Consider the following 17,986-nt stretch of genomic DNA (forward strand, 5'->3'; position numbering starts at 1 on the left):
TTGGACCATTTCAGTGCTGGCCAAATTAGTGGCTAATGGCTATAACTCACTCATGGCCAATGGGCTTTTCCGGCACCTGGCATTTTGAGTTGCCTTTATGTCGTTTCAGGCCGTACGCCCCAAGATCCTGGGCTTTATCAGCGAAGATGTGTCGGCCTGGCTGGTCGCGCTGCTGGTATTGCTCATGGGTGGCGTGCTCACCGGGTTACTGGCCTGGTCGACGGTCAATGTGTTTCACCATCAGCTCAAGCAACGCTTCCAGCTGCTGGCCAGTGAGCGTTACAGCCGCATTGAAGAACGTTTCGAAGACCAGGAGCAGCGCCTCGACGGTCTGCGCCGGTTTTTCGCCAATTCCGACTCGGTCTCCCGCGAGGAGTTCGACGGCTACACCCAACCCCTGTTGCACCGAACCCAGGCCTATTCCTTCGCGGCCCGAGTGACCCGTGCCGAACGCGCGGCATTCGAGCAAAAGGTGCGGGACGAGGGCTTCAGCAATTTCACCCTTCGTGAACTCGACGGCAACGGTCAACTGCAATTGGCCGCCGAGCGCGATGAATACGTGGCGGTGTTGTACAGCCAGACGCAAAGTCGACTGGGATCGCCGCTGGGTTACGACTTGCTGGCCCAGCCGATGCGCCGCGCCACCCTTGAGCGTGCGGACAAACTGGGCACCATGGCGGTGTCGCAGCCGATGCATCTGGTCAGCATCGAGCCAGCCTATGCGCGTGGCGTGCTGCTGGTGGCCCCGGTGATGGCGCGTAACCCACCCAGCGCTGCGGGGGTAAAACCCTTCGGTTATGTGATGGCGGTGATCAGCATGCGCCAGCTGCTGGCCGATGGATTGCCGGACGCCAACTACGACTATCTTTCGGTGCGCATTCTCGACTTGTCGATCGATGATCAGCACGAAGTGCTCTACGAATCTATCAACCCACCGGCGCCCAGTGATTTGTCCGCGAGCCGGCTGTTGCGATTGGCCGATCACGATTATCAGGTCGACATCACGCCGAGCGGAGCCTTTATACAGGCCAATCATTCCTCGGTGACGACCCTGATGGTGCTGGGCGGTTTGCTCAGTCTGCTGCTCAGCGCGCTGCTGTATGTGCTGGTCAGCCAGCGTCAGCGCGCACTGAAAATGGTAGAGCAACGGACCGAAGAACTACGGGCCCGTGAGCAAGAGTTGCGCGGCACCCACGGCCAGTTGCGCGGCGTGCTGAATGCGGCGACTCAAGTGGCGATCATCGCCACCGACCTGCGCGGGATCATCAGCACGTTCAACGCCGGCGCCGAGCAGATGTTGGGTTACGCCAGCGTCGAGGTCGTGGGGCACATGACCCTGGAAAACCTGCACCTCCCCCGGGAACTGGCGGCACGGGCCGCGGAGTTGAGTGCGCGGTATGGCAAACCGATTCCGACCTGTCAGGCGATGTTGGTCGAAGGCGCAGAGGAGGGCGGTAGCGAAGCGCGCGAGTGGACGCTGGTGCGCAGCGATGGCAGCCATCTGGCGGTGAACATGCTCGCCACTCCGGTGCTCGACGAGCAGGGACTGTGGGTCGGTCACCTGGCGATCTGCATCGACATTACCGAGCGCAAGCGCGTGCATGAGGCGCTGGCGGCACGGGACCTGTTGTTGAAGAAACTCAGTGCCCATGTGCCCGGTGGCATCTACCAATTCAAGATGGAATTCGACGGCCGCTTCAGTGTGATCTATGCCAGCGACGGTATTCGCGAGATCTACGAACTCGAACCGGACGTGTTACTGCTCAATGCCGAAGCGATCTTCACGCGCATCCATCCACAGGACACGACCCGGGTCCGTGCCTCGATTCGCGCCTCGGCAGACACCCTCAGCCCGTGGCGCGAGGAATACCGTGTGCAACTGCCCATGCGCGGCCTGCGCTGGGTTCGCGGTGAGGCAACCCCTGAAGAACTGCCCGGTGGCGGCGTGCTCTGGCATGGCTACATTTCCGACATCTCTGACCTGAAACGAGTGGAAGAGGAACTGCGCGCGCTGTCGATCACCGACTCGCTGACCGGGATCCACAATCGCCGTTATTTCCAGGAGCGCCTGACCACCGAAATGGCGAGGGTCCAGCGTGGCGTGGGCGAACTGTCGGTAATCATGCTCGACATCGACCACTTCAAACGCATCAATGACCAACATGGCCACGCCGTGGGGGATCGGGTGTTGCAGGCCGTGTGCGAGCGCATCGGTCATCGGCTGCGGCGTACGGACGTGTTCTGTCGCCTTGGCGGTGAAGAGTTCATGGTGCTCTGCCCGGACACCGACCGCGAGCAGGCGCACGTGCTAGCCATGCAATTGTGGCAAGGGCTGCGCAGTTCACCGATCGACAGCGTGGGGTTCGTTACCGCGAGTTTCGGGATCGCCAGTTGGCGCGTCGGGGAGGGGGCGGATGCGCTGTTGCTGCGAGCGGATTCGGGGGTGTATGCGGCGAAGCAGGCGGGACGTGATCGGGTTGAAGCGCAGAAAACCTAACGCCTGACACAACCCCCTGTGGGAGCGGGTTTGCTCGCGAATGCGGTGCGTCATTCAACATTTTAATTGACTGATACACCGCATTCGCGAGCAAGCCCGCTCCCACAGTTGATTTACGGTGAGCTGTAGATCGGGTTAGAGCACCGACGCCGTATCCGGCAGTTTTGGCTGGCGATACAGGTCCAGAAGCACTTGATCCAGTACCGACGACGCGCCAAACGGTGCCTTGTCGTTGAGGATCGCCACCACTGCCCACGTGTTGCCATTGACGTCGCGGCTGAAGCCGGAGATGGCGCGTACGGTGTTCAGGGTGCCGGTCTTGACGTGGGCTTCGCCGCGCATCGCGGTAGTTTTCAGGCGTTTGCGCATGGTGCCGTCGGTGCCGGCAATCGGCATCGAACTGATGAACTCGGCGGCATACGGGCTGTGCCACGCGGCTTGCAGCATCGCTGCCATTTCACGGGCGCTGACGCGTTCGGCGCGAGACAGACCGGAACCGTTTTCCATCACCAGGTGCGGCGCGGTAATGCCTTTCTTCGCCAGCCATTGACGCACGACGCGCTGGGCAGCCTTGGCATCGTCACCATCGGCATCGGTGCGGAATTTCTGGCCCAGGCTCAGAAACAGCTGCTGAGCCATGGTGTTGTTACTGTATTTGTTGATGTCGCGGATGATTTCCGCCAGGTCCGGCGAATAAGCCCGGGCCAGCAATTTTGCATTGCCAGGAGTGGCCGCCAGCACGTCCTTGCCCTGGATGCTGCCGCCCAACTCCTTCCAGATAGCCCGTACGGCGCCGGCGGTGTAGGTCGCGTGATCAAGCAGCGACAGGTACGTCTGGGAACTGCAGCCATCGCCCAACTGGCCACCGACCGTTACGGTCATGCTGCCATCGGCCTGGGTCACCGGGTTGTAGCGCACGCCGCCGGTGCATTGCTTGGAGTTGACAGCCTTGACCTGATTTTCAATGCGAATGCTGGCAATCGGCGGTTCCACTGACACCAACACCCGGCCGCCGTCGTTACGCGCGACAAAGCGCAGGGCCTTGAGGTTGACCATCAGCGAGTCGGGCTTGACCAGGAACGGCTTGTTCTCGTCATTGCCATCGTCATTGAACTCGGGCAACTGCGGTTGCACGAAGAAACTGCGGTCCAGCACCAGGTCGCCGGTGATTTGCGTCACGCCGTTGGCACGCAGATCACGCATCAGCAGCCAGAGTTTTTCCATGTTCAGCTTGGGATCGCCGCCACCCTTGAGGTAGAGGTTGCCATTGAGGATGCCGCCGCTGAGGGTGCCGTCGGTGTAGAACTCGGTTTTCCACTGGTGGTTCGGGCCGAGCATTTCCAGCGCGGCATAGGTGGTGACCAACTTCATGGTCGAGGCCGGGTTGACCGAAACGTCAGCGTTGTAAATGGTCGGTGTACCCGGGCCGGTGAGCGGGATCATCACCAGCGACAAGGCGCTGTCCTGCAACTTGCTGGCCTTGAGGGCCTTTTCGACGTTGGGTGTTAGCGCAGTGTTAATCGGAGCGGCGGAAACGGAGAGGGCCAGCGGAAGAATGAAACTGGCCAGCAACAATGGACGCAAAGATTTGATCATGTGTAATAAAACCCTACAGCCGAGGGGGAAAAAAAGACGAGGGCATGGCGATAAAATCCCTCAGTGGTCATGAAAGTGTCGGCATTATGCCCCAAGGCTTGAAAGCGTGTGCCGTGCCATGGCCTTCAAATCTGCTATTTTTTTACCGGCGGTCAGCGATGCACCCCAGAGAGTCGGGCAATTAGCGGCTTAAACTGCTAAAGTGCCGCCCGTTATTACTTATGAGGATTGTTCCAATGGCGACTAACCGTTCCCAGCGTCTGCGCAAAAAACTGTGCGTCGATGAATTTCAAGAGCTGGGTTTCGAACTGAACCTGGATTTCAAAGAAGATTTGGCTGATGAAGCCATTGATGCTTTCCTCGACGCGTTCCTGAAAGAAGCCATGGAAGCCAACGGTCTGGGTTATGTTGGCGGCGACGACTTCGGTCTGGTTTGCCTGCAGAAGCGTGGCTCGGTGTCCGAAGAGCAGCGCGCTGCTGTTGAAGCCTGGCTCAAAGGCCGCAGCGAACTGACCGAAGCAACCGTCAGCCCGCTGATCGACGTCTGGTACCCGGAAAAGCCGATCAATCCGGTAGCTTGATGTAATAAGAAACGGCGACCCAAGGGTCGCCGTTTTTTTATGCGCGGATTTTGCTTGTCAGGCTTTACGCCAATTCAAAATCACCAGCGTCAACACCCCCGCCACAATTCCCCAGAACGCCGAACCGATGGAAAACAACGTCAGCCCCGACGCCGTGACCATAAAGGTGATCAGCGCCGCTTCCCGTTCTTTCACCTCGGTCATCGCAATGCTCAAGCCATTGATGATCGAGCCAAACAACGCCAGCGCTGCAATTGACAGCACCAGCTCTTTCGGCAGTGCGGCAAACAACGCCGCCAATGTCGCGCCGAACACCCCGGCAATCCCGTAGAAAATCCCGCACCAGACCGCCGCCGTGTAGCGCTTGTTGCGATCTTCATGGGCATGCGGCCCGGTGCAGATCGCTGCGCTGATGGCCGCCAGGTTGATGCCGTGGGAGCCGAACGGGGCCAGCAGCAACGAGGCGATGCCGGTGGTGGTGATCAATGGCGAGGCCGGTACGGTATAGCCGTCGGCGCGCAGCACGGCGATGCCCGGCATGTTCTGCGAGGTCATGGCCACCACGAACAGCGGAATGCCGATGCTGATGGTCGCGGCCAGCGAGAAGTGCGGGGTGGTCCAGACCGGCGTCGCCACTTCCAGATGGAAGCCACTGAAATCCAGCAACCCCATGAACCCTGACAGCGCCGTGCCGATCAACAACGCGGCCAGCACGGCATAACGCGGCGACAGGCGCTTGATCACCAGATAGGTGAAGAACATGCCCAGCACCAGCCCGGTGCGATGCTGGGCAGCGACGAAAATCTCGCTGCCGATCTTGAACAGAATCCCCGCCAGCAACGCGGCGGCCAGGGAGGCTGGAATTTTTTTCACCAGCCGTTCGAAGCTGCCGGTCAGGCCGCAAATCGTCACCAGCACCGCGCAGGTAATGTAGGCGCCGATGGCTTCGCCATAACTGACACCGCCGAGGCTGGTAATCAGCAACGCCGCACCGGGGGTCGACCAGGCGATGGTGATGGGCGTGCGATAACGCAGGGACAAGCCGGTCGAGCACACCGCCATGCCAATCGAGATCGCCCAGATCCACGACGAAATCTGCCCGCTGGTCAGGCCCGCCGCTTGTCCGGCCTGGAACATCAGGACCAGGGAGCTGGTGTAACCGGTCATCATCGCGATGAAGCCGGCGACGATGGCCGACGGGGATGTGTCGGCCAGTGGTCGGAGCTGCGTGTGCGTGGCGTCGTTCATGACAGCGGTGTTCCTTTTATAAAGATGTCTGAAACGCCGCTGAACCCTGTGGGAGCGGGCTTGCTCGCGAAGGCGTCGTGTCAGTCGATATCAATGTCGAATGATACGACGCCTTCGCGAGCAAGCCCGCTCCCACAGGGGATTGTGTTCGAGCGGCAGATTCTGGGTTCAAGCCTAAACTCAAACGTAAGGGATCGTTGCAATACAGCGGAAGCGACAAACAGCCGTACAGTCGTGTTGCCACCCTCCATTGTGTACAATCGCGGTGTTTTTTACGCGATACTTGCCAGCGACCCACTGTGCCGTATTACAGTCACCGTCAATTCGCCGCAGTTCTCCCGACTCGAGTGCCCATGAACGAACAGTTGCAGCCCCTAAAAAAACAACCGCGAGCAGGCAAAGCCGGCCGCAGCGGGACCCAGGACGATATTGTCTACGCGCATATCTTCGAGGCCATCCTCGAACAGCGTCTGGCGCCCGGCACCAAGTTGAGCGAAGAAGCGCTGGGGGAAATTTTCGGGGTCAGTCGCACCATCATCCGCCGTGCGCTCTCGCGCCTGGCCCATGAAGGTGTCGTGCTGCTGCGTCCGAACCGTGGCGCGGTCGTCGCCAGCCCGAGCGTCGAAGAGGCTCGCCAGGTGTTCCTCGCGCGCCGCCTGGTGGAACGAGCGATCACTGAACTGGCCGTGCAGCACGCCACCGCCGAAGATCTCGCCGAATTACGACAAATGGTTAACGACGAGCGCGACAGCTTCTCCCGTGGCGATCGCGGCGCAGGCATCCGTCTGTCGGGCGAGTTCCACCTGAAACTCGCTGAAGCGGCGAAGAATGCGCCGCTGATCAGCTTCCAGCGCAGCCTGGTGTCGCAGACGTCGTTGATCATTGCCCAGTACGAAAGTGGCAACCGTTCGCACTGCTCCTACGACGAGCACACCCAGTTGATTGACGCCATCGAAGCACGCAACGGTGAGTTGGCAGTGAATTTGATGATGCATCACATGGATCACATCGACAGCAAACTCAACCTCGACGAAGAAAGTGCGTCGGATGATTTGCACGCGGTGTTCTCGCATTTGTTGCAGACCAAGAAGCCTGGGCGGTCGGCTGCGAAACTCTGATACACCGGGTTGCCCCCTTCGCGAGCAAGCCCGCTCCCACATTCGACTGCATCCTGCTGGGAGAACTCGGTTTAATGTGGGAGCGGGCTTGCTCGCGAAGGCGGCCTCAACGGCAATAAAAATCCCCCGGACTGAACAGTGCGGGGGATTTTTATTGCCCGAAGAAAACTAGCGCTGATGCACCTGATTCCCCGCCGCATACGTCTGCAGAACAGTCCGGTCATCCCCCAGCGTCATCAACACAAACAACGTCTCGGCAATGTTATTCGCCTGCTTCAAGCGATAGCTCAGCAACGGCGTGGCGTTGTAATCCAGCACCAGGAAGTCGGCATCGGTGCCCGGTTTCAAGGTGCCGATCTTATCCTCCAGACGCAGCGCCCGCGCACCGCCGAGAGTCGCCAGGTACAGCGATTTGAACGGGCTCAGACGCGCACCTTGCAGCTGCATGACTTTGTACGCTTCGTTCAAGGTTTGCAGGATCGAGAAACTGGTGCCACCGCCAACGTCCGTGCCCACACCGACATTCAGCTTGTGCTTCTCGGCCATCGGCAGGTTGAACAAACCGCTGCCGAGGAAGAAGTTCGACGTCGGGCAGAAGGCGATGGCCGAGCCGGTTTCCGCCAGTCGTGCGCACTCGTCGTCGCACAGGTGCACGCCGTGGGCAAACACCGAGCGCTCACCGAGCAATTGGTAGTGATCGTAGACGTCCAGGTAGCCTTTACGCTCCGGGAACAGCTCCTTGACCCACTCGACTTCCTTCAGGTTTTCGCTGATATGCGTCTGCATGTACAGATCAGGGAATTCGCTGAGCAACTGGCCGGCGAGGGTCAGTTGCTCCGGGGTGCTGGTCGGGGCGAAACGCGGGGTGACCGCGTAGTGCAAGCGGCCCTTGCCGTGCCAGCGCTCGATCAGCGCCTTGCTTTCGACGTAGCTGGATTCGGCAGTGTCGGTCAGGTAGTCCGGCGCGTTGCGGTCCATCATTACCTTGCCGGCGATCATGCGCAGGTCGAGCTGTTCGGCCGCCTCGAAAAACGAGTTCACCGATTGCGGGTGCACACTGCCGAACACCAGCGCGGTGGTGGTGCCGTTGCGCAGCAGTTCCTTGATGAAAATATCCGCGACTTCGTCGGCGTGATCTTTATCAGCGAACTGGCTTTCGCACGGGAAGGTGTAGGTGTTCAGCCAGTCAAGCAATTGCTCGCCGTAGGCACCGACCATGCCGGTTTGCGGCAAGTGAATGTGGGTGTCGATGAAACCGGGGGTGATCAGCGCGTCCTGATAATGGGTGATCTCGATGTCGGCTGGCAGGGTCGGCAGCAAGTCGCTGGCGTGGCCGAGCGCGCTGATCTGGCCGTTGTCGATCACCAGCAAGCCGTCTTCGAAATACTCGTACGAGGCTTCAATACCAACTTCGGCAGGGTCGGCAATGCTGTGCAGGATGGCGGCGCGGTAAGCTTTGCGAGTCAGAGGCATGGGGGTTCTCAATGGGAGGCTTGGCTGCGGCGTGAAGCAGGCAGCAGTTTGGCAATCGATGATCCGGCGCTGGCGGTCTGCTGGCCGAAATTCGCGTTATAGGTGGCGATGATTTCGCCGGCGATGGAGATGGCGATTTCCACAGGCAACTTGCCTTTGACTTCGCCGATGCCCATCGGGCAGCGCATGCGTTGCACGACGCTGCTGTCGAATCCACGGTCGCGCAGGCGATGTTCGAACTTCACCCGTTTGGTATTCGAACCGATCAGGCCGAAGTAGGCGAAGTCGTTGCGCTTGAGGATCGCGGCAGTGAGTTCGAGGTCGAGTTGGTGATTGTGGGTCATGACGATGCAGTAGCTGCCGGCGGGCAGGTCGTCGATTTCATCCACGGGTTCTTCGCTGACAATCTTGCGTACACCGTGAGGGATCTGTTCCGGGAATTCATCATCCCGCGAATCAATCCAGCGCACCCGGCAGGGCAGGCTGGCGAGCAGCGGCACCAATGCGCGGCCGACATGACCGGCGCCGAACACGGCGATCTGCGCCTGGACCTGACCCATTGGTTCGAACAGCAACACCGTCGCGCCGCCGCAGCACTGGCCGAGGCTCGCGCCGAGGCTGAAGCGCTCCAGGTGCGTGTCCTGCTTGCCACTGGCGAGCATGTCGCGGGCGATCTGCATGGCCTTGTACTCCAGATGCCCGCCACCGATGGTGTCGAAGGCCTGGGTGGCACTGATGACCATTTTCGAACCGGCATTGCGCGGCGTCGAGCCGAGCTCTTCGATGATGGTCACCAACACGCAGGGTTCACCCTGGGATTGCAGGTCGGCGAGGGCGTCGATCCAGTTGTACATGTTTCACCTCGACATCTGTGTTGTCTATCCGGGCCTCATCGCTAGCAGGCTAGCTCCCACAGGGGGAATGCATTCCAAATGTGGGAGCTAGCCTGCTAACGATTGGCCGCGCCTCGGTATCAGAGCGAAGCCAACTCGGTTTCGGCTTCCTCAGCCTTCGCCGCCTTCAACTGCCGCATCTGCTCACACCCCCACAACACCCGCTCCGGGGTCGCCGGCGCATCGATTTTCGGTTGATGCTTGTAGTCGCCAAGGCTCGCCACGGCGTCCTTGATCGCACACCACGACGCGATGCCGAGCATGAACGGCGGCTCACCCACAGCCTTGGAATGGAACACCGTGTCTTCCGGGTTCTTGCGGTTCTCCACCAGCTTCACCCGCAGGTCCAGCGGCATGTCCGCCACGGCCGGAATCTTGTAGCTGGCCGGGCCGTTGGTCATCAGTTTGCCCTTGTTGTTCCACACCAGTTCTTCCATGGTCAGCCAGCCCATGCCCTGGATGAAACCACCCTCGACCTGGCCGATGTCGATGGCCGGGTTCAGTGAGGCGCCGACGTCGTGGAGGATGTCGGTACGGAGCATCTTGTACTCGCCGGTCAGGGTGTCGACGATCACCTCGCAGCACGCGGCGCCAAAGGCGTAGTAGTAGAACGGGCGGCCACGGGCCTGGCTGCGGTCGTAGAAGATTTTCGGGGTCTTGTAGAACCCGGTGCTCGACAGCGACACCTGGGCGAAATACGCCTGCTGGATCAGCGCTTCAAAGGTCAGGATGTGATCGCGAACCCGCACGTGACCGTTGTGGAATTCGACGTCTTCTTCGCTGACCTTGTAGTGCCGCGCGGCAAATTCGACCAGGCGCTGCTTGATGATTTCAGCGGCGTTCTGTGCCGCTTTACCGTTCAGGTCAGCACCGCTGGACGCAGCGGTCGGCGAGGTGTTTGGCACCTTGTCGGTGTTGGTCGCGGTGATCTGCACGCGGTCCATTTCCACCTGGAACACTTGCGCCACAACCTGCGCGACTTTGGTGTTCAAGCCCTGGCCCATTTCGGTGCCGCCATGGTTCAAGTGGATGCTGCCGTCGGTGTAGACGTGGATCAGCGCGCCGGCCTGGTTGAGGAAGCTCGCGGTAAACGAAATACCGAATTTCACCGGGGTCAGCGCCAGGCCTTTTTTCAGGATCGGGCTGTTGGCGTTGTAGCGACGGATCGCTTCGCGACGCTCGGCGTACTGGCTGCTTTCTTCCAGTTCGGCGGTCATTTCTTCGAGCATGTTGTGCTCGACGGTCTGGTAGTAGTGCGTGACGTTGCGCTCGGTCTTGCCGTAGTAGTTGGCCTTGCGCACCGCCAATGGATCGAGGGCCAGATGACGGGCAATCGCGTCCATCACTTCTTCAATCGCGACCATCCCTTGCGGGCCACCGAAGCCACGATACGCGGTGTTCGATGCGGTGTTGGTCTTGCAGCGGTGACCGTTGATGGTCGCGTCACCCAGGTAGTACGAGTTGTCGGCGTGGAACATCGCACGGTCGACAATCGAGGCCGACAAGTCCGGCGAACAACCGCAGTTGCCGGCCAGTTCCAGGGCGATGCCGTGCAGGCGACCGGTGCTGTCGAAGCCGACGTCGTACTCGACGTAGAACGGGTGACGCTTGCCGGTCATCAGCATGTCTTCGACACGTGGCAGGCGCATCTTGGTCGGCTGGCCGGTGAGGTGCGCGACCACGGCGCACAAACAGGCCGGGCTCGCGGCTTGCGTTTCCTTGCCACCGAAACCGCCGCCCATGCGACGCATGTCGACCACAATTTTGTTCATCGAAACGTCGAGCACTTCGGCGACGAGTTTCTGTACTTCAGTCGGATTCTGCGTCGAGCAGTAGACGATCATGCCGCCGTCTTCCGTCGGCATCACCGAAGAGATCTGGGTTTCGAGATAGAAGTGTTCCTGGCCGCCGATGTGCAGCGTGCCCTGGATGCGATGCTCGGCAGTCGCCAGGGCATTGGCCGAATCGCCGCGCTGATGGGTGTGGCTGTCGAGCACGAAGTGGCGTTTGCGCAGGGCTTCGACCACGTCCAGCACCGGCTCGAGATCTTCGTATTCGATGATCGCGGCCATGGCGGCCTTGCGTGCGGTTTCGAGGTCTTTGGCTGCAACGGCAAGTACCGGTTGGCCGACGAACTGCACGTCATCAATCGCCAGCAACGGGTCGCCCGGCAACAGCGGCCCAATGTCTTTCAGGCCCGGCACATCTTCATGGGTGATGGCGATGCGCACGCCTTCGAAGGCGTAGCAGGGCTTGGTGTCGATGCTGATGATTTTCGCGTGGGCGCGGTCCGACAGGCGTGCGTAAACGTGCAACTGGTTCGGAAACTCCAGGCGGTCGTCGATGTACTGCGCTTCACCGGACACGTGTTTGGCGGCGCTGTCATGCTTGACGCTGCGGCCGACACCGGTGGTCAGGTCCTTGGCGAACAGTTCAGCCAGTTCGGCTTGGGTCTTCTCTACAGCGTGATGATTAGACATAAGCGGTCACCCGGGTCTCGATGTGCGGTGTTTGCAGTTCGATGAAGTATTTGCGCAGCAGGTTTTGCGCGCTGAGCAGGCGGTATTCCTTGCTGGCGCGGAAGTCCGACAGCGGGGTGAAATCTTCGGCCAGTGCAGCGCAGGCGCGTTCGACGGTGGCGTTGTTGAACGGCGCACCGAGCAATGTTTTTTCGCAGGCGCTGGCGCGTTTCGGGATGGCCGCCATGCCGCCGAAGGCGACGCGGGCATCGGCGATCACACCGTTTTCCAGACGGATCTGGAATGCGGCGCACACAGCGGAAATATCATCGTCCAGACGCTTGGACACCTTGTAGGCGCGGAACAGTTGTTCGGCGCTGGCACGCGGCACGATGATCTTCTCGATGAACTCGCTTTCCTGGCGCGCGGTGACCCGGTAATCGATGAAGTAATCTTCCAGGGCCAGGGTGCGCCGGGTTTCGCCTTTGCACAGGACGATTTGTGCGCCCAGGGCGATCAGCAGGGGCGGTGAGTCACCGATGGGCGAGGCGTTGCCGATGTTGCCGCCGAGGGTGCCCTGGTTGCGGATCTGCAGCGAGGCAAAACGCTGCAGCAATTCACCGAAATCCGGGTACTCGGCCTTCAACGCTTCATAGCAGTCGGAGAGGGCGGTGGCAGCGCCGATTTCCAGGCGATCGTCGAAACGCTCGATGCGCTTCATCTCGGCCACGTTGCCGACGTAGATCATCACCGGCAAGGTGCGGTGGAACTGCGTGACTTCCAGCGCCAAATCCGTGCCACCAGCCAGCAGCCGCGCCTGTGGATAAGCGTCGTAGAGGTCGGCCAGGTCGGCGACGGTCAGCGGCACCAGGCAACGTTTGTCGCCACTGTTGAGCTCGCCGATGGACGTCGGGGCAATCGCTTTCAAGCGCGCGATGGTGTCGGCTTCCCGCGCATCGAACTGGTCCGGTTGTTTGCCGCAGCAAGACTGCTCAGCGGCTTGCAGGATCGGCCGATAGCCGGTGCAACGGCACAGATTGCCGGCCAGCGCTTCGTGAGCCTTGTGAGAATCCGGTGCATCGCTGTTCTTTTGCAGGGCGAACAGCGACATGACGAAGCCCGGGGTGCAGAAGCCGCATTGCGAACCGTGGCATTCGACCATGGCTTTCTGCACGCTGTGCAGTTCGCCCTGGTGCTTGAGGTCTTCAACGCTGATCAGTTGTTTGCCGTGCAACGACGACACGAACGTCAGGCACGAGTTGAGGCTGCGATAGCGAATGTGTTCGCGGCCATCGTCATCCGTTTGCAACTCACCGACCACCACGGTGCAGGCGCCACAGTCACCGCTGGCGCAGCCTTCTTTGGTGCCGGGTTTGCCCACATGGTCGCGCAGATAATTGAGCACGGTCAGGTTTGGGTCCAGGGCGTGCTCGCTACGGAGTTCCTGGTTAAGTAAAAACTGGATCACGGAAGGCCTCGCAGACTCATTATTGTTGTTAACCGACTTGAACCGAATTTAGCAGGTCTGACTTTTCGGTCAATGATTTTCTGACTTAAAGGTCAGGAAATAGCATTTTGTCGGCAAACACCTCATTGCTTCAGTATTGACCCTCACGCACACACCTGCTTTTTTGCTTGAATCGTGCCAAAACCGCCGAGTGGGCCCTGCGCCATGACCTATCAACTGGGTTACACTGCGCCGCTTGTGCAGATCGAAGAGTTTGAAGGACAACCATGACGTTCAAGGCGCCGGACAGCCTCGCCGAGCAAATCGCTCACCACCTCGCCGAACGCATCATTCGCGGCGAAATGAAGCCCGGGGAGCGCATTCAGGAACAGAAGGTCACGCTGGCCCTCAATGTCAGCCGTGGCTCGGTCCGTGAAGCCTTGCTGATCCTCGAGCGTCGCCACCTGATCGCGATCCTGCCGCGACGGGGCGCCCATGTCACCGAACTCACGGCGCACAAGGTCCAGAGCCTGTGCACGCTGATGAGCGAGTTGTACATCTTGCTCGGTAACGCCGTGGCCAGCGGCTGGAAAGTCCAGGCCGACATGGCGCCGTTCGTGCAGATCCAGCAACGCCTGGCCGCCAGCTACGAGCGTCAGGACATCCGCACCTTCGTCGACGACAGCTTCAACGTAATGCGCGCCGCGTACCCGTTCGCCAACAACCCGTACTTGCAGGAAACCGTCGAGAATCTGCAGCCGGCCATGAGCCGCGCGTATTTCCTCGCCCTCGACCAGCGCAAGGCGTCGATGAGCGAATTTCTCGAACTGTTCGAGCGCCTGCTCGCTGCCGTGCTGGCCCGTGACTTTCCGCAGATCCGCGAAGTGCTGACGGCGTATGCCCAGCGCAGCGCCGATCTGGTGGTTTCTGCCCTGACGGACGCTTAAGCGTGCGGCTCAAATGCATCAAACTGGCGGGGTTCAAATCCTTCGTCGACCCGACCACGGTGAACTTCCCCAGCAACATGGCGGCAGTGGTCGGGCCCAATGGTTGCGGCAAGTCGAACATCATCGACGCCGTGCGTTGGGTGATGGGCGAAAGCTCGGCCAAGAACTTGCGCGGCGAGTCGATGACCGACGTCATCTTCAACGGTTCGACCAGCCGTAAACCGGTGAGTCAGGCCAGCATCGAGCTGGTGTTCGATAACTCCGACGGCACGCTGCTCGGCGAATACGCCGCCTATGCGGAAATCTCCATTCGCCGCAAAGTGACCCGCGACAGCCAGACCACTTATTACCTCAACGGCACCAAATGCCGTCGTCGCGACATCACCGACATCTTCCTCGGCACCGGCCTCGGCCCGCGCAGCTACTCGATCATCGAGCAGGGGATGATCTCCAAGCTGATCGAGTCCAAGCCCGAAGACCTGCGCAACTTTATTGAAGAAGCGGCGGGCATCTCCAAGTACAAGGAGCGCCGGCGCGAGACTGAAAACCGCATCCGTCGCACCCACGAAAACCTGGCGCGCCTGACCGACTTGCGTGAAGAGCTTGAGCGTCAGCTCGAACGCTTGCACCGTCAGGCCGAAGCCGCGAAAAAGTATCAGGAATACAAAGGCGAAGAGCGCCAGCTCAAGGCCCAGTTGTCAGCCTTGCGCTGGCAGGCGCTGAACGAACAGGTCGGTCAGCGCGAAGCGGTAATCGGCAACCAGGAAGTCACCTTCGAAGCGCTGGTCGCCGAGCAACGCAACGCCGATGCCGCCATCGAACGCTTCCGGGACGGGCACCATGACCTGTCCGAACGCTTCAATCTGGTGCAAGGGCGCTTCTATTCGGTCGGTGGCGACATCGCCCGGGTCGAGCAGAGCATCCAGCACGGTCAGCAGCGTCTGCGTCAGTTGCAGGACGATCTGAAAGAAGCCGAGCGCGCACGTCTGGAAACCGAATCGCATCTCGGTCACGACCGCACACTGTTGCTGACCCTCGGCGAAGAACTCGACATGCTCACGCCAGAGCAGGAAGTCACCAGCGCCGCCGCCGAAGAAGCCGCTGCCGCGCTGGAAGAATCCGAAACCACCATGCACGGCTGGCAGGAGCAGTGGGACACGTTCAACCTGACCGCCGCCGAGCCGCGTCGCCAATCCGAAGTGCAGCAGTCACGCATCCAGCAGCTGGAAACCAGCATGGAGCGTCTGGCCGACCGGCAGAAGCGTCTCGGCGAAGAGCGCGCGTTGCTCTCGGCGGACCCGGAAGACGCGGCGATCATGGAACTCAGCGAGCAGTTGGCCGCCAGTGAAGCCACGCTTGAAGATTTGCAGGCCAGCGAAGAAGCCCAGGTCGAACGCCTTGAGCAACTGCGTCAGGAATTGCAACTCGCGTTGCACAATCAGCAGCAGGCGCAAGGCGATTTGCAGCGCCTCAACGGTCGTCTCGCCTCACTTGAAGCCTTGCAGCAAGCTGCGCTCGATCCGGGCACCGGCACCGCCGAATGGTTGCGTGAGCAGCATCTGGCGGATCGCCCGCGCCTGGCCGAAGGGCTGAAGGTGGAAGCAGGTTGGGAGCTGGCGGTGGAAACCGTGCTCGGCGCCGACCTGCAAGCGGTGCTGGTCGATGATTTCGGCGACTTCGATCTGGCTGGTTTTGTTCAGGGCGATTTGCGCTTGCTCAGCCCGGCCACTGATGGCGTGCGCGTGCCGGGCAGCTTGCTCGACAAGGTCGAGGCGCAGATCGATCTGTCGCCGTGGCTGGGGCAGGTCAAACCGGTCGACAGCCTCGAACAGGCGCTGGCGTTGCGCAGTCAATTGACCGCTGGGCAGAGTCTGATCAGCCATGATGGTTACTGGGTCGGTCGGCACTTTTTACGCGTGCGACGGGCCAGCGAAGCCGAAAGCGGTGTACTCGCGCGCGGTCAGGAAATCCAGCGCTTGACCGAGGAGCGTGAAGAGCGCGAAGCCACGGTCGAGACCCTGGAAACCCAACTTCAGACGCTCAGGGCGCAACAGCGTCAGCAGGAAAACGGTCGCGAGCATCTGCGCCGACTGCTGCAAGACGAAGCGCGTCAGCAAGGTGAGTTGAAAGCTCAACTGTCCGCCGGCAAAGCCAAGGCTGAACAGCTGACGCTGCGTCGTACGCGCCTCGACGAAGAGCTCGCGGAACTGAGCGAACAGCGTGCGCTGGAACACGAAAACATTGGCGAAGCGCGCCTGCAATTGCAGGAAGCCCTCGACGCCATGGCGCTCGACACCGAGCAGCGTGAGTTGCTGCTGGCCCAGCGCGACAGCTTGCGCGAGCGCCTCGATCGGGTGCGCCAGGAAGCCCGGCAGCACAAGGATCATGCGCATCAACTCGCGGTGCGTCTCGGCTCGCTCAAGGCGCAACACGACTCGACGCGTCAGGCGTTGGAACGGCTGGAAATGCAGTCCGAGCGTCTGACCGAAAAACGCGAACAGCTCAGCCTCAATCTGGAAGAGGGTGAGGCGCCGCTGGAAGAGCTGCGGCTGAAACTGGAAGAACTGCTCGACAAGCGCATGACCGTCGACGAAGAACTCAAGACCGCGCAGATCGCCCTGGAAGACGCTGACCGTGAACTGCGTGATGCGGAAAAACGGCGTAACCAGGCCGAGCAGCAGTCGCAGTTGATTCGCGGCCAGATGGAAACCCAGCGCATGGAATGGCAAGCCCTGACCGTGCGCCGCAAGACCCTCGAAGATCAATTGCTGGAAGACGGCTACGACCTGCACGGCGTGCTTGCCACGCTGACGGCCGAGGCGAACGAGAAGGACGCCGAAGAAGAACTCGAACGCATTGCCGCGCGCATTCAGCGTCTCGGTGCGATCAACCTCGCGGCCATCGACGAATACCAGCAACAATCCGAGCGTAAACGTTATCTGGATGCGCAGAACGATGATCTGGTGGAAGCGCTGGACACGCTCGAGAACGTGATTCGCAAGATCGACAAGGAAACCCGCAACCGCTTCAAAGATACCTTTGATCAGATCAATGGCGGTTTACAGGCGCTTTTCCCAAAAGTTTTCGGTGGAGGGCGCGCGTATTTGGAACTGACGGGCGAAGATCTACTCGATACAGGGGTAACGATCATGGCGCAGCCGCCAGGGAAGAAGAACAGCACCATCCATTTGCTCTCCGGTGGCGAAAAAGCCCTGACCGCATTGGCGCTGGTTTTTGCGATCTTCAAGTTGAACCCGGCGCCGTTCTGCATGCTCGATGAAGTTGACGCACCGCTGGATGACGCTAACGTTGGACGCTACGCACGGCTGGTCAAGGAAATGTCGCAGACGGTGCAGTTCATCTACATCACCCACAACAAGATCGCCATGGAAATGGCCGATCAACTGATGGGTGTGACGATGCACGAACCGGGTTGCTCGCGTCTGGTGGCAGTGGATGTCGAGGAGGCGATGGCGATGGTGGACGCCTGAGTCGGCGTCTGTAGGACGGGTATTGCCAGGCCGTAGGACGTTTTTACCGGGTCTTACTTGCTGGCCAATCGACATATTCGCTAAAGCCATGGTGACAGACGGTGTAAAGTTGCCTTTGGTCGTGCTAGTTTAATGTCAATTTTTCGTATACGTGGGCAAAACGCCTGTCAGAACATAGAGTTGGCGCCACGTTTTAAAGCGGTTTACGAGTTGTAAACCCCTTATTTTTCAGCATT

11 protein-coding genes are annotated in these 17,986 nt (G+C 60.3%); 5 read left to right on the plus strand and 6 right to left on the minus strand.

From position 1 onward, the window contains the following. Window positions 1-97 precede the first annotated feature (97 nt). On the plus strand, window positions 98-2,497 hold the full coding sequence (locus BK660_RS17245; protein ID WP_123434265.1) for a sensor domain-containing diguanylate cyclase: 2,400 nt from the start codon (window positions 98-100) through the stop codon (window positions 2,495-2,497). Between the two features lie 135 nt (window positions 2,498-2,632). Here BK660_RS17245 and dacB read toward each other — a convergent pair whose 3' ends face one another. After that, the gene (gene dacB / locus BK660_RS17250) at window positions 2,633-4,093 is read right to left on the minus strand and encodes a D-alanyl-D-alanine carboxypeptidase/D-alanyl-D-alanine endopeptidase (RefSeq protein ID WP_123434266.1); all 1,461 of its coding nucleotides are present in this window, start codon (window positions 4,091-4,093) and stop codon (window positions 2,633-2,635) included. A 236-nt stretch (window positions 4,094-4,329) separates the two neighbouring features. On the opposite strand from dacB, the gene BK660_RS17255 reads away from it, so the two are divergent. Continuing rightward, a complete protein-coding gene (locus tag BK660_RS17255; protein ID WP_007896965.1) occupies window positions 4,330-4,674 on the plus strand; it encodes a YggL family protein in 345 nt (114 codons plus the stop codon). A gap of 57 nt (window positions 4,675-4,731) precedes the next feature. On the opposite strand, the gene BK660_RS17260 is transcribed toward BK660_RS17255, so the two are convergent. Continuing rightward, entirely contained in the window at window positions 4,732-5,922 is a 1,191-nt protein-coding gene (locus BK660_RS17260; protein ID WP_123434267.1) for a benzoate/H(+) symporter BenE family transporter, read from the minus strand. 353 nt (window positions 5,923-6,275) lie between these two features. On the opposite strand from BK660_RS17260, the gene BK660_RS17270 reads away from it, so the two are divergent. After that, entirely contained in the window at window positions 6,276-7,040 is a 765-nt protein-coding gene (locus BK660_RS17270; RefSeq protein WP_123434268.1) for a GntR family transcriptional regulator, read from the plus strand. Between the two features lie 168 nt (window positions 7,041-7,208). Here the strand turns inward: BK660_RS17270 and guaD are convergent, their stop codons facing one another. From guaD to xdhA, 4 genes are all read right to left on the minus strand, one after another. Further along, a complete protein-coding gene (gene guaD / locus BK660_RS17275) occupies window positions 7,209-8,513 on the minus strand; it encodes a guanine deaminase (RefSeq protein WP_123434269.1) in 1,305 nt (434 codons plus the stop codon). A gap of 8 nt (window positions 8,514-8,521) precedes the next feature. After that, window positions 8,522-9,367, minus strand: a complete 846-nt coding sequence (gene xdhC / locus BK660_RS17280) for a xanthine dehydrogenase accessory protein XdhC (protein ID WP_123434270.1) — start codon at window positions 9,365-9,367, stop codon at window positions 8,522-8,524. A 119-nt stretch (window positions 9,368-9,486) separates the two neighbouring features. Then, window positions 9,487-11,886, minus strand: a complete 2,400-nt coding sequence (xdhB, locus tag BK660_RS17285; RefSeq protein WP_123434271.1) for a xanthine dehydrogenase molybdopterin binding subunit — start codon at window positions 11,884-11,886, stop codon at window positions 9,487-9,489. Further along, window positions 11,879-13,333, minus strand: a complete 1,455-nt coding sequence (gene xdhA, locus BK660_RS17290) for a xanthine dehydrogenase small subunit (protein ID WP_123434272.1) — start codon at window positions 13,331-13,333, stop codon at window positions 11,879-11,881. The genes xdhB and xdhA overlap by 8 nt, the downstream gene beginning before the upstream one ends. A 266-nt stretch (window positions 13,334-13,599) precedes the next feature. Here xdhA and BK660_RS17295 point away from each other — a divergent pair, with 266 nt between their 5' ends. After that, entirely contained in the window at window positions 13,600-14,259 is a 660-nt protein-coding gene (locus tag BK660_RS17295) for a GntR family transcriptional regulator (protein WP_123434273.1), read from the plus strand. 2 nt (window positions 14,260-14,261) lie between these two features. After that, window positions 14,262-17,750, plus strand: coding sequence for a chromosome segregation protein SMC (smc, locus tag BK660_RS17300; protein WP_123434274.1), 3,489 nt, complete (start codon window positions 14,262-14,264; stop codon window positions 17,748-17,750). The last annotated feature ends 236 nt before the right edge of the window (window positions 17,751-17,986 follow it).

It is taken from the genome of Pseudomonas brassicacearum (assembly GCF_003732265.1).
GTDB lineage: Bacteria > Pseudomonadota > Gammaproteobacteria > Pseudomonadales > Pseudomonadaceae > Aquipseudomonas > Aquipseudomonas brassicacearum_D.